The organism is Jidongwangia harbinensis, assembly GCF_020216025.1.
Taxonomy (GTDB): Bacteria; Actinomycetota; Actinomycetes; order Mycobacteriales; family Micromonosporaceae; genus Actinoplanes; species Actinoplanes harbinensis.
In genome coordinates this window covers 1-13,252 of the sequence record NZ_JAIWNC010000079.1, presented here as the reverse complement: position 1 = coordinate 13,252, position 13,252 = coordinate 1, and the positions used below count along the sequence as shown (strand labels likewise).

10 protein-coding genes and 1 pseudogene are annotated in these 13,252 nt (G+C 64.6%); 5 read left to right on the top strand and 6 right to left on the bottom strand.

What is annotated here, in order from left to right:
- Together LDL48_RS42685 and LDL48_RS42680 are read right to left on the bottom strand one after the other, a co-directional pair.
- A partial coding sequence (locus LDL48_RS42685; RefSeq protein WP_225260919.1) for a transposase occupies positions 1 to 349 on the bottom strand: 349 nt, incomplete at its 3' end.
- Positions 350 to 449: 100 nt separating this feature from the next.
- Positions 450 to 3,665, bottom strand: a complete 3,216-nt coding sequence (locus LDL48_RS42680) for an NACHT domain-containing protein (protein ID WP_225260918.1) — start codon at positions 3,663 to 3,665, stop codon at positions 450 to 452.
- A gap of 893 nt (positions 3,666 to 4,558) precedes the next feature.
- Between LDL48_RS42680 and LDL48_RS42675 the strand changes: the two genes are divergently transcribed.
- Both LDL48_RS42675 and LDL48_RS42670 read left to right on the top strand, forming a co-directional pair.
- On the top strand, positions 4,559 to 4,960 hold the full coding sequence (locus LDL48_RS42675; protein ID WP_225260917.1) for a hypothetical protein: 402 nt from the start codon (positions 4,559 to 4,561) through the stop codon (positions 4,958 to 4,960).
- On the top strand, positions 4,960 to 5,781 hold the full coding sequence (locus tag LDL48_RS42670) for an integrase core domain-containing protein (RefSeq protein ID WP_225260916.1): 822 nt from the start codon (positions 4,960 to 4,962) through the stop codon (positions 5,779 to 5,781). The genes LDL48_RS42675 and LDL48_RS42670 overlap by 1 nt, the downstream gene beginning before the upstream one ends.
- Positions 5,782 to 5,903: 122 nt before the next feature.
- Here the strand turns inward: LDL48_RS42670 and LDL48_RS42665 are convergent, their stop codons facing one another.
- A complete protein-coding gene (locus LDL48_RS42665; protein ID WP_225260915.1) occupies positions 5,904 to 7,256 on the bottom strand; it encodes a pentapeptide repeat-containing protein in 1,353 nt (450 codons plus the stop codon).
- 348 nt (positions 7,257 to 7,604) lie between these two features.
- On the opposite strand from LDL48_RS42665, the gene LDL48_RS45315 reads away from it, so the two are divergent.
- The gene (locus LDL48_RS45315; RefSeq protein WP_225260914.1) at positions 7,605 to 7,973 is read left to right on the top strand and encodes a toll/interleukin-1 receptor domain-containing protein; all 369 of its coding nucleotides are present in this window, start codon (positions 7,605 to 7,607) and stop codon (positions 7,971 to 7,973) included.
- On the opposite strand, the gene LDL48_RS44915 is transcribed toward LDL48_RS45315, so the two are convergent.
- Together LDL48_RS44915 and LDL48_RS42650 are read right to left on the bottom strand one after the other, a co-directional pair.
- Positions 7,894 to 9,561 carry a macro domain-containing protein gene (locus tag LDL48_RS44915; RefSeq protein ID WP_225260920.1) on the bottom strand — a complete coding sequence of 556 codons (1,668 nt, stop codon included), beginning with the start codon at positions 9,559 to 9,561 and terminating at the stop codon, positions 7,894 to 7,896. The two genes, LDL48_RS45315 and LDL48_RS44915, sit on opposite strands and share 80 nt — an antisense overlap.
- A 173-nt stretch (positions 9,562 to 9,734) precedes the next feature.
- Positions 9,735 to 9,944 carry a hypothetical protein gene (locus LDL48_RS42650; protein WP_225260921.1) on the bottom strand — a complete coding sequence of 70 codons (210 nt, stop codon included), beginning with the start codon at positions 9,942 to 9,944 and terminating at the stop codon, positions 9,735 to 9,737.
- A 79-nt stretch (positions 9,945 to 10,023) separates the two neighbouring features.
- On the opposite strand from LDL48_RS42650, the pseudogene LDL48_RS44910 reads away from it, so the two are divergent.
- Positions 10,024 to 10,425: pseudogene (locus LDL48_RS44910) on the top strand (hypothetical protein); the annotation flags it as partial.
- Positions 10,426 to 10,618: 193 nt separating this feature from the next.
- Positions 10,619 to 11,119: an integrase core domain-containing protein gene (locus LDL48_RS42640; RefSeq protein ID WP_225260913.1), complete on the top strand. Its 501-nt coding sequence runs from the start codon at positions 10,619 to 10,621 to the stop codon at positions 11,117 to 11,119.
- A gap of 1,432 nt (positions 11,120 to 12,551) precedes the next feature.
- Here the strand turns inward: LDL48_RS42640 and LDL48_RS42630 are convergent.
- Positions 12,552 to 13,252 (bottom strand): IS3 family transposase (locus LDL48_RS42630; RefSeq protein WP_225260912.1); only part of this gene is annotated, 701 nt, incomplete at its 5' end.

Sequence of the window (13,252 nt, the reverse complement as noted above, 5' to 3'; positions counted from 1 at the left end):
GGATCGACTGAGTGTCCAAGATGATCGCGGACGGGTCCTCCCGGCGGCCTGCCTTCTCCCTGGCCTGGCAGCGCAGCAGGTCATGGATCGCCTGGTCGGTGCCGTCGTCACGCCACAACGCGAAGTAATAGTACGTCGCGGACTTCGGCGGCAGGTCATGCGGCAGATACGCCCACTGACAGCCGGTCCGGTTCTGATAGAAGATCGAGTTCAGGATCTCCCGCAACGAGTAGCGGCCCTGATGCCCCGACACTGATGGATGCTTCGCTTTCCACGCGTCCAAAAACGGGCCCACCACTGCCCACTGCTCGTCGGTGAGGTCACTCGGATACGCCTTCCGCTCGCCCATGACCAGCTCAACCCACGCACCTGCCAGCAGGGCACCGGCGCAGCTCGAACGTCACGACATCGAGCGATGACGAACTACAGAAACCTCACAAACCGCCCTCTCAGAGCGCCACGGCCGGCACGTCCCAGAGGTGGGCAACGCCGGACACGACGGCGGCCACTACACGGCCGTCCCCGCTGAGCGCAAGCCCACCGATCTGTTCCTCGCTGTAGCCGACGTCGATCACCGTGGCCAGTGCCGCCGGGTGCCGAAGCAGGTAGATCTTGGCACCGCTGTAGGCGACCACGACCAGGGGCTCCGGCGCGCTCGCCACCGCGACGGGTGTATAGAAGGCAGGGTCGGTCACCTTTAGCTCGATGGCGCCGGCCGCCCCCCGGATCCGGCTGCGGACGAACCGGGACCCACTGCGTACGTAAGGCGAGTACATCAGCCCGTCGGTAAATTCACTGGTCACCACGCCGATCCAATTTCCGTGCTGCCGCACCGAAACCGCCGCTACGGGAGAGTTGTCCATGAACATGCGACCGTCGCTTGTCGGCTTCCAGCTCATGGTCGCGACGAGCTTCTCGGCCTTCGTTTCCCACACCTCGACGTCACCCAGCGATGTTCCGAGAGCCCAGATGTCGCCGCCGTCCGCGGACGTGATCGCGACAACGTCGGCGTGCGTCATGGGCGAGTCCGCCCGGAGTCGCAACACGGCAATCGGCGGACCGCTCAGCCGCGCCGTGCGAAACACGTACGTCACGCTGCCCACCGCGGCGGCCAAAATCTTGGCGTCTTCGCTCAGCGCCAGCGCTGTGATTGTGCCGGACAGGGTGCCGGTGGCGATGGTGGCCCAGGTGTCCCGCCGCCACACTGTCAGGACACCGCCGACCGCCGACGCGGCCACGACCGTGCCCGTCCGATTTAGGGCCACGTGGTCCAAGGTAAGCGAGGATCGCGGCGAAACGGCACGCACCCGGTCGTCCGGGGTGAGGTGGGCCATTGTGAACACGAAGGCCGCCGTAGCCGCTAGGGCCACCGGCACGTGCACGCGGCGATACACCGGCCTGACGCCGAAAGCGGGTGCCAGCCCGCCCGCCGACTGCCGGGTGGCTAGCCTTTCCTGAAACCGGATGTGCCGAAACTGGTACACGCCCCCCGACTGCCGCAGGAGTCCACGATCCCGGGCATCACCGAGGAAATCCATGAGTCTCATCGGAAGCTTCCCCTGCGCTGCGAGCACCAACCGCGCCACAACGAAGCGGGGCCACGCCCGGGTCAACAGCACCAGCCAGGCGAAGACGACACCGGGCAGAACTAGCGCGGCGAAGATCGCCATCGGGTCGCCGACCGAATTCCAGGAAAAGCCGATTCCGGCAGCGGACAGAGCACTGAGTCGGGACCATCCCATCGACATTGCAGGTGCACCACTGACGGCCTGACCTAGCATGAGGCCGACGGTGGAGCTGGGCACCAGAGCCGGGAACATCAGGACGGCGATGGTGACACCCGCGGCGGTTGCACCGGCCAGCGATGAGGCACGGTCCTGCCGGACATATCGCACCGGCCCGGCCCGGGCGGAGCGCTCCGGCGGTGCATCCAACCAGCTGTGCACGGCAAGCGCCAGCCCTACAATGAGCAGCAGAGTCAGCGTCATCACCACGATTTGCGCGGACCGGTAGACGACCGCCAGGGACCAGCCTTCGGCCATGCCGAAGACAACGAATCCGGCCACGGTCAGCACTCCCGGAATCGCGGCGGATGCGATGCCGTTCCGAAAGCCACGACGCAGGCGACCGACCGAGCCACGGCTGGAGAAGACGAGCCGTCCCGGCGCCCGCCCGGCCGTCGCATACCAGATCACCATGCAGAGCAGCGCAAAGAGTCCACCGGCGAAGGCCCCGGTGGTGAGGAACTCAGAAAGAATCCCAGGGTATTGCTCTTCCTCCAAAAGGTAGCAACTCACGGTCACGACGGCCATCAGTGCGGCTCCGGAGACGATGCCGACAACCGGCGCGGCCCAGGGTGTCAGTAGCCGATGGCTCAGCATCCACCACGCGAGGTCACGCCCGCCGTGACTGTGCAGGTGTCCGGCTAAGAAGCGCAGCCATCGGTCCGCCTGCTCGGCGGTGAAACGCGCGGAGGGCTGCCAGGGCGCGGAATACCTCGGTGCGTACTCGGCCTCGACGAGTCGACCGATCAGGTGGTCCTCGATACTGTGCCTGGAGGCGAATTGCGTCCGGTCCAGCAGCTTCGCCGGATCCCCACCGCCCCGCTCGTGGACGAGTCGAGCGAGTGACACCATGAGCGGTGTGGATAGTGCCGCGGCGACCTGATCCGGTTCGGACACCAGCTCAAGGTGCTCGTAGACCGGCGTCCAGTCAGTCTCCGGCGGCCAGGTGATCGCACGCAGGTACCCGATGACATCAGGAACCGCCAGGGTTTGGATTTCTACCACCGGAGCCCGGCGCAGGGCGGGCGCACCGCCCATGATCATATCCGTGTATTCGACCGACCGGCAGGTGACCACCACCGGCCGATCGTTTCCGACAGCGACGTTGATCTCTTGCACGGCGCTTCGTCGAGCCGACTCGGGGATCTCGTCGAGACCGTCCAGGAAGGGTAGCAGCAGACCGCACCGCAACAGTTTGCGAGGCGTCTCCTCCTGTCCATTGTAGTATGACGTGGCGAGGCTACGAACGATCCAGTCGTCCAGCGACTCGGCTAGCGGATCCCATGCCGAGGCCGTCAGCAGGACGGGTGTCGTCGCACCCTTGGCGCGCCCCTCCACAAGACCGAGGACGAGCAGCATCGCGAGGACGCTTTTTCCCGCGCCCGGCTCGCCCAACAGCACCAGCCGACCCTCCGCCAGGCTTTGGTAGCCCTCGGCCAACTGCCGGATGACATCGTCGAACGTGCCGTCGAGTCGGCCGCGCAGCCGCAGCTTGCGAAGCCGAACGTCCTCCCCTAGGTGCACCGCCTGCGCGGACGTGTCGCTGAGCCCTTCCCGACCCGTCGCGGCCCAGGTGAGCGGCAGAATGCCCGGCTCTCGCAGCCTTCGTACCTGCACCTCCTCCAACCATTGCAGTCGAACTGTTCCGGCCAGGTCGTCCGCAAGATCTTCAGGTGACAGTGCGGTCTTCTCCGGCCAGAGAGCAGCGGCCAACGAGGCGTCGAGAGTCGCCAGGGCGACCAGGAGCGCACACATGTCCTTGTCGAAGCCGACGAAAACAGCCCGGCCGAACGCCACAACAGTCGCAAGGATAGCCACCATCAGTAGGCAAAACAGTGCCGCCCGGACACGAGCGCTTTTCCGCTGCAACGGGACCTTCATATGCCTACCTCACGGGACAAAACAAAGGAACTGGAGGACCACCCGTCCGGGGTCGTGGCCGACCTATCGGCTCGTGGCCTCCCGAGTGCGCAACGAGTCGAGCAACGGGCAGAAACTACTCTTGACCTCGTTTTGGAAGATGCGTTGAGCTTGTCGTTTAACCTCCCGGCTGAGATCCAGCGTCGCTGCGGCCCAGGCCGCTATGTCACCAACAGTGACTACAGCGAGTGTCGGCGGGAGAGCTCGTGCGGGTGGAGATGAGGCCGAGCGCCCGGTCTCTGCGGCGAATGAGTGCCGACGTGCGACGCTGCTTTGGTGCCCAGGGAAGCTGAAGATCCGCCGCGTCCTCAATCGCGACCGATAGCTCTGACTCCGGTCGATCGTTCACACCGGGCTGTGCTCGGTAAACTCGGTCGGCTCTACGCCATGATCTCAGAGGCCTACGGACTCCTGCCGAACGACGACGGCCGACGATTGTGAGCGTGAAGCGTGAAGCGTGAAGCGTGAAGCGTGAAGCGTGAAGCGTGAAGCGTGGGGCGCCGGGCGGCCAGGCCCAGCGGGTCAGCCGGCTCACCGGTTGGCCTGGGTGAGCAGCTGGTCGTATTTCTCGACGCTCGGCGGTCCGGGCCTGGAGTCCTGCGGCAGTTGAGCCAGCCGACGCTTGGGCAGCGCGTCATCGGGGCCGTCATCCTGGCGGGGACGCGCGCCACCGGCGCCCTCAGCGAGGTGGCGTACTCGGTTTTGGCCTGCTCGACCGCGTCGGGGGTAGGACCGGGTCTTCTCGTGCTCGGCGAGGGCCCGGTAGATGCTGGCGACGCTCGGGTTCTGCCTGTACCGCTCGGAAATGGGGTTTCGGGGGTTGACCTGCGTTTCTGTGCGTCGCCGGTTGCTCGATGGGCGGCAGGCTGACTGGCATGGTGGTGTCCTTCGGATACCTGGTCCTGCGACAGGTGCTGCAGGTGGTCGTGTTGAGCCTGCGGGGTGAGCAGACGAAGGAGATCGAGATTCTGGTCCTTCGCCATCAGGTCGCGGTGCTGCGCCGTCAGGTCAAACGTCTGGATCTCGAGCCCGCCGATCGGGTGGTGTTCTCGGCGTTGGCCCGGCTGCCGCAGGTAACCTGCGGCGATACGGCGACGGTCGCCGAGTTGTTGGTGCTGCGTCACGAGGTCGCCGTGCTGCGCCGCCAGGTCGGCCGACCGCGCCTATCCTGGCCGGACCGGGCCGTGCTCTCCGCTCTGGTCCGCAGTCTTCCCCGTGAGCTGTGGCGGCATCGGATCGTCACGCCGCCACGCTGATGTCCTGGCACCGGCGCCTGGTCAGCCGGCAATGGACCTACCCCAACCGACCCGGGCGCCCGCGGATCAGCGACGAGGTACGCGGCCTTGTTCTGCGGCTGACCCGCGAGAATCCCGGTTGGGGGCATCGCCGCGTGCAAGGAGAACTAGTCGGGCTCGGTCACCGGGTCGGCGCCGGCACTATCCGCCGGATCGTCGCCGGTGCCAGGATGGGCCCGGCGCCGCGCGAGTCCGACACCAGCTGGCGGACCTTTCTGCGAGCGCAGGCGTCCGGGTTACTCGCGACCGACTTCTTCCACATCGACACCATCACCTTGCGGCGGCTGTACGTGCTGGTCGTGATGGAGATCGCCACCCGGAGGGTGCACATTCTTGGCGTCACCGCGCACCCGACGGCCGCGTGGACCACCCAGCAGGCCCGCAACCTGGTCATGGATTTGGGTGAGCGGACCGCGTCCTTCCGGTTCCTGATCCGTGACCGAGACTCGAAGTTCACCGGCGCTTTTGACGAGGTATTCGCCGCCGAAGGCGTGGAGGTGGTCAGGACTCCACCGCGGACGCCGCGGGCCAACTGCTATGCGGAACGGTTCGTCCGCAGCGTCCGCGATGAGTGCACCGACCGGGTGCTGATCTACAACGAGCGGCACGCTCGCAGCGTCCTTACCGAGTATGAGAATCACTTCAACGATCACCGTCCACATCAGAGCCTCGACCAGCACCCGCCGAATCACGATCCAGCTATCGCCGTCGCGATCGACGCACCGGTACGGCGACGACGAGTACTCGGCGGCGTGGTCAACCAGTACTCACGAGCCGCCTGACCTGATCAAACGAGCCGCAGGTCACAGGCCATTCGGCGAGGTTTTGGCACGGCACAGGCGGGGAACATCTTGTGCGCCGAGCTGCGGCCACATACCCTGGAGCGTCCTTGGCCACGCGTGCCTTAATGGGTGGATTGTTCTTCGGAGTCAATCACCGGGAAGTCGGTGGCCTCTGGCTGCTCACGTGTGACTTCTCCGTTTGGCAGAGTCACCATGCCTCCATGCATCATTGCCCGATAGAAGTCCGTGTGCACGCCCGCATTCTGGCGCTTGGCGCCCTCGAAGCTGACTCGGGAATCTGGCCAAAACTCTGCGCCTGCGAAAAATGCGACTTCCAAATTGAATACCGCACGCTCGAACGAGATGTTCCCACTTTCGAAGTTGGCTTCAAGGAACACGAACTTGCCAGCCTCGATGCTGGCATCCGACAAGTCAAGTACGCCACCATCCACGCAAACGTGGGAAAAGTTTGTCTCACTTGAGACGAACGTGGCACCCTGAAAGTGGAGTGCCGACCTCACCCGCATGTCGCGGAATGAAAGTTTGGTGCCTGCAAACCTGGCCTTGCGGAAAGAAGTACGTCTAAAGACGGTGGCTCTGTCGAACGTCATGCTTCCGCCTTCTAGGGTAACTCCGCTGAAGTCAGCGCCGTCGATAGCTGCGCCACTGAAGTCAAAGTTCAGACCTTGCCACGTCACCTCAGAAGTGCCCTTTAAGTGGCTGGAGATCAGGCGGATGACTGTCTGCCTAACTTCGTGCTCCTGCTTGGCAGCCAGGTACGCGGAAACGTCAGTATCGTTCTCGGGACGAGTCTCATGTGGCGGCTCGTAAGGCATCCGAATATACGCACAAAGGACGTCAACGCAAGTCTGACGACCGTCACTCCAGTCGTCCGCGAGACCCGCCATAGAGTAGACGCCTGCGAGTCGGATCGCCGCTTTGTCGGAGCCTATTTGCTCGGAGGCAGTGGTGAAACGTTCGTTGAACAGGCGAACGCCATTGCGCTCTGATTCGATCTGAGCTCGCGCATCGGCGGTCCGAGATAGCTCCCTGGCGAATTCCGCCCTTGCGTCAGCGGCATGAGCAAGCTTGTTAGAGAATTCTGCAAGCCTGCTGGCGTGCTCCGCTACACGTTGTCTCCTATACGCGACTACAAGGGCCGCCACACCGCCAAGGCCAGCGACAACCGCGAACACAATCTTCAAGAGTTCGAAGATCGTGGCTGTGGTGACGACGCCGTCCCGCCGGATCGTCGGGAAGCTGGCGTACCACATCGCACTCAGGAAGAGACCAGCAACAAGCAGGATGGCGGTAAGTAGGACGACAGCCATGGAAGCCGGCAGGCTCCACAATCTGAGGGAGGGCAACTGGGCCTCTGGCTCGCCCGCCGCAGTATTCGCGTCCTTCGACCCCGCCGGGTCTGCAGCTGGCACGCTGCCGTCCACGGTCTCTCTCTGACGCTGACTCTTGGCCACCGCATGACGATAGCGGTCATCTGGGACCTCTGGCGTCGTGGTTCCGGCCGCCATGCGGGCCCGGAATTCCGGACAAGCTGCGCTAAAGCTGTTACCCAGGAACGACTTCGTGGTGACGTACCGCCGGTAGTGTCGCAGCAGCGAGAGCGGGAGTGTGACCGCGCCAGCCACCAACCTCAGCCGGAGGCGCAGAGAAGCGCATATCCAATCGCATCGTCGTGCCTGACGACTCAACGTCGAAAGCTTCGCAACTGACCAGCAACTGGCAGAGTCATTCGGCTCGCGGCCCTGTACCATCGACCTCGCAGCCGGTGAGTAGGGATGGGGTGATAGACGTTGAACGCTGGGATGCCCGCGATCGGTCACGGCTTCATCTTCGTAAGCCACAGTCGGCGAAACAGGGCCGCAGCGGATGCCCTCGTGTCGTGGCTAAACACTGCGGGACTCAAGACATGGATGTCAGGGCCAGAGCTGCACTGCCCTGCGTGGCAGAGAGAAGTCTTTCCGCGCATCGCGAAGTGTGCCGCATTTGCTGTTATCGCCAGCCCGGACGCTGCAATTGCGACCGGCGTGATGCAGGAGATCGTCTACGCTCGGGAGCTGAACAAGCCTATGTTCTTCATCCCGCTGCGAAGCCTCACTCGATTCCAAGCAAATCAGCGTCAGCAAGATCTGAAGGGTGTGCAACGATTCGCAGTTCGCCGCATGCAGGATTGACTTGGGCGCGCTCACGGTAGGAATATATAATGAGCTCAAGCAGCTTCTGGCGGCTCAATCCCATTCGTGAAAGACCGGCGCCGATTACTGGCATAGCGACCGTTCGGCCAGCGCAATGCGGCCGCATGACGTCCCACAATTTATTCAGACTGCAACGGAGAAAGCCGGCGTTCGAGCCCGCAGTCAAGTTGTTGCCCATGCGGCTGAAGGCCACGGCGAAGATCCGCCGACCTTCACGTTCAAGAACTGCTACTGTGCCAATCGGATAGCGCCGCAGCTTGCCTAGCGGCTTCGCATCTCGAATTTCCACCGATTCCACCGGCACCTCGGCGAGCGCGCTGTCCAGGGCCCTGTCCAGTTCGTTGACATCGCCGCCGAAGATGCGATCGACAAGTTGGCCCTGAAGGCTCGCGCTGCTGATGATCCGACTACCCGCCGTGGCTGTGTCAAAGGTGTCGCTGAAGCCCACAACGATGTCTCCATGTTGGTCAAACAGATCACCGGTGACAATGGACACTGTTCCGTGTAGTGGGCCATCGTTAAGCGGTACCTGAGTTAGTGCCTGGACACCGACTCGAGCCGGAGCAGACTCCATCTGCAGGATTTTCAGCCGGTCACGAAGCGCCGCAGCGATCAGATCCCCTCGCATCGCACTCGATAGTAAACCCCGCAGCTTTTCCTCCAAGCTTGAGTCATCGTCGAGATCGGCGGGGAGCATAGTCATCAGTATCTCGCCGAGCCGGAAAACTTCTTCGTGTGGGCGGAGGGCCACTTGCCCATTGCCACTAGACATCGGTAAATGCGGTAAGATTAGGATCGGCTGGCCGTCCGCTCCGCGCAGTACATGGGAGACGTCGATCTCGCCAAACGTGGTGCCCCAGTTATGCGCGACGCTGAGGGCGTCCGCTAATTTTGCGCCGATGTCGATTACGTCATGCGCCGGCAATGAGAGGGGATAGTTTTCAACCCGCTGGTCGACCATCTGGACAAGGTATGGCAGCCCGGTGCTAGTGAAGCCAAACGCAAGGACGCCCGCTACGCGTGGGTGTACCGCTTCTTGTGTCCGGCCTGCCATGCGAAGGAAGTTTGCCCGTTCTGCGTCCTCGACTAGCGGTGTAGCCTCGACCAGTAGAGTGATAAGTCGTTCAGCCCCTTGTTGGCTGATGAAGAATGTCGCGGCACCTACGCTGATCTTGACCGAGTCGAGCGTCAGCTGAGCTTGTTTGCCCACCGCCTCCTCACAGAGTTTGCGCAACTCGTTGAGGTCGAAAGTGATGACCGGAGCAGCAATGTGGCCGCGGACAGCTGGACCGAGCTCGTCCGACGTAGGCAAGTTGTCCCGTGTCCACTCCCGGAGTCCCACATGTTTGGGCCGGCCGTCAACGGCAGCACGAACCAGCTCATCGGCCCACCCGTCCTTTTCGGCGGTCTTGAGCAGGCCCAGTATCAGGTCCTCGTGGTCGCGCCATTCCGCAGCGATTGAATCGAACTCACGGTCCAACAGGTAGAAGAGCCTGTCCAGGGCGCCACGGCTGCTGTATGCATCCCGCATGAGCGCGAACAACTTGCCGCGCTGCTGGCGCGGGATCGACCAGGGAGCGATGGCCGCACCTCCCGACTCGACAACTGGGACGTCTGCATTAGCCGCCGCGGGGCAGTTGCCGAATCATATACCACAGCGAAGTGGCCGATAAGGAGTGAGCCGTTGGAAACCACGTCTGGTTGTCGTGAACGTGCTTTAGTGAGTGTTTGAGAGGGTGGTCATTCGGGCGGGTTCAGCGCGCGTCGGGTCTGTCGTTTGGCGGGTCGGCCGCGATTGAGGCGGCGGATCATCGTGTTGATCGCGGCCCAGCGGACGAACGCCTCGGAGACGGCCGGGTCGCGTTCGTAGTCGCGGGCCAGGCGGCGGTGCGCGGTCAGCCAGGCCAGGCTGTTGGGTCGGGCCCGGGCGCGGTGCCTGGATTGCTCCAAGTCCGTTTCCCGGACCCTGTACCGCTCGAAAACAGAGTTTCGGGGTTGACCTGCGGTTCTGTGCGCTGCCGGTTGCTCGATGGGCGGCAGGCTGAGCGGCATGGTCCTGCCGTTCGGATACCTGGTCCTTTGTCATGTGCTGCAGTTAATCGTTCTGGGATTGCGAGGCGATCGGGCGAACGAGGTCGAGATCCTGGTCCTTCGCCACCAGGTCGCGGTGCTGCGTCGTCAGGTCAAACGGTTGGATCTGGGACCGAATGACCGGGCGGTGCTCTCGGCCCTGGCTCGGATGCTGCCCCGCCGGCGGTGGGCCACTTTCATGGTCACGCCGGCCACCGTGCTGCGCTGGCACCGCACCCTGATCGCCGGGAAATGGACCTATCCCCGGCGCCGGCCAGGCCGCCCACCGGTCCAGGCGGCAATCCGGGCGCTGGTGCTGCGCCTGGCGAAGGAAAACCCGGGCTGGGGCCACCGCAGGATCCAGGGTGAACTGGTCGGCGTGGGTTACCGGGTGGCGGCCAGCACCGTGTGGACCATTCTGACCAAGGCCGGGGTGGATCCGGGCACCGCGGCGGACCGGGCCGACATGGACTCAGTTCCTGAGCACGCAGGCCAAGGGGATCCTGGCCTGCGATTTCCTGCACGTCGACACAATCGGGCTAACCCGCATCTACGTGCTGTTCCTGATGGAGATCGGCACCCGCCGGGTGTACATCCTCGGCGCGACCACCCACCCGAGCGGGGACTGGGTGGCGCTGCAAGCCCGCAACTTGATGCTGGACCTGGGGGAGCGGGCCGGGCAGTTCCGGTTCCTGATCCGCGACCGGGACACCAAGTACACCACCGTGTTCGACGAGGTCTTCACCAGCGAAGGCATCGAGGTATTACGGAGCCCGCCGCGAGCGCCGCGGGCGAACGCCTACGCGGAACGCTGGGTGCGCACGGTGCGCCGGGAGTGTCTTGATCGGATGCTGATCTACCACCCGCGTCACCTGCTGGCTGTCCTGGGTGAGTTCGTCGCGCACTATAACGGACACCGGCCCCGCCAGAGCCGCGACCAACGCCCACCCGAGGCCACGGACACGGGGCCCGCCGTCGCTGATCTCGCCTCGGTGCGGGTCCGCCGCAGGAAGATCCTCAACGGACTGATCAACGAATACTCGCAGGCAGCGTAGCCCGAACCGCATTTCCGAGCGGTACAGGCGCGGTACCACCCTGCGCCGACATCACCCGGGAGTACTCCACCCCCGTCGGCCCCACCTGACCAAACGGATTCACCACCGTCACCACACCGGTGGCAGAGGCCGGCGGCACCGCGACGAACGTTGCCAGCACTGCCAGGACACACGCCAACGCCATCGTTGTGAAATAACGCGGCCGCCGTCCCCGACGCCGACCCACCGGCACCACGAAAGCCTGAGAATCCTGCCTCCGCATCTACAGCCCTTCCGTCACCAATGGATGACCGAACACTCGGACTGCGGCACGAGTTATGCAGCGACGATCAGCGGGCCGCGCATCCTCCTCCCGGACGCCAGGACCGTCCGTAAAGGCCGAAACCAACGCCCCCCACGGGTCGCCTGTGAAGACAGTCGCCACAAGTGTCACTACGGCCCCACAGGTCTGCGGCAGATCGACCGATGTGATGTCGGTAAACAATCTCTCGCCATAGACCTCTCAACCGGCGGGCGCTGCGGTCGCGTGATCGGCCGCCAATAGAGCAGGGTGATCTCTCGCTATGGGAGGGCTATCGGCACGCCGTTACGGCCTGCTCCGGCAACATTCGTCACGCCATACCTTTCGACGCATCGGTAGGCGGCCGCCGTGGCTGCCTCGCAGCCTGCGGTGGGCCTGTTGATCGGAGGGCTGCGGGATGGTCGCGCGGATGCTGCGTCGGCGTAGCCAGGAGCGGATCGCCCGCGACGAGTACGCCTTGTCGGCCAGGACCCGGTGCGGGCGTTTGCCGTGGGCGTCCTGGTCCGCGGCGAGGCACCTCGCGGGCGCGTTCCTCTGCGAGGGATCACCCCCGCGTGCGCGGGGAACAGTCCAGTCCTCGTGTCAGGCCGGCACATCTGAGGACCACTCCCCGGCGTGCGCGGGGAGTGGTTGTAGGGCATCCAGATGTCGAGCGCGTCAGTGGGCTCACCCCGCCGCGTGCGCGGGGAGCAGGGCAAGGTCCGCTCGATCGAAGCGGCGCGGCTGTGGATGCCCTCGCGTGCGCGGGTGTAGCTCCGAGAACACCCGGGTCGACCGCTTTGAGTTGGGATCACCCCGCGTGCGCGGGGAGGAGCCGACGGCGGCCCCGATCAGGAGCCACTTCCAGGGATCACCCCCGCGTGCGCGGGGAGGAGGCCTGCCGTACTGCTGATGGCACTGCCATGGAATTATCCCCGTGTGCGCTGGGGAGCAGGAGATGGCCACCGGCCTGGGCAAAACGGTCACCGGAACAACCCCGCGTGCGCGGGGAGCAGTTCCTGAACTTAATGACCATCTGCCTGCTGCTCGGATCATCCCCGCAATCGCGGGGCGCAGTGGATCCCCCCAGATTCCGGCGCCGCTTCGGCTGGGCTTGACCCGATTTGGCGGACAGGGTCTATGTGTTGATCGTCAAGCTACCTTGAGCGCGGTCAGCGGTCGGAGGTTGGTGTTGTCCTCGTAGGTGGCGGGGCTTTGGTAGCCGAGGCTGGAATGGCGGCGGCGGGTGTTGTACCAGCCTTCGATGTAGGCGAATATCGCCTGCCGGACGGCGGTACGGGTGGGCCAGGCCTGCCGGTGGATGAGTTCGGTTTTGAGGGTGGCGAAGAACGACTCCGCGACGGCGTTGTCCCAGCACTGGCCGCGCCGGCCGACCGAGAGCCGTACCCCGTTGCGGGCGGCGAGGCGGGCGTGCTGGGCGCTGGTGTACTGGCAGCCGCGGTCGGAATGAAACACCAGTCCGTCGGCGGGCCGGCGTCGTGTGAGGGCGTCGGTCAGGGCGGCGTCGACCAGGTCGGTGCGGAGGTGGTCGGCGACGGCCCAGCCCACGATCCGGCGTGAGGCGAGGTCGATGACGGTGGCCAGGTACAGCCACCCTTGCCACGTGTGGATGTAGGTGATGTCGCCGCACCAACGGGTGTCGACCTGCGCTGCATCGACGGTGAAGTCCCGGCCGATCAGGTCCGGCCGGCGTGCCGCGTGCGGATCGGTGATCGTGGTGAGCTGCCAGCGGCGTGGGCTCTTGCCGCGGATCCCGGCAGCGCGCATCCGGCGGGCGATGCGTTTACGACCGTGTCGCAGGCCGGCGTCGGTGAGTTCGGCGTGGATCCGCG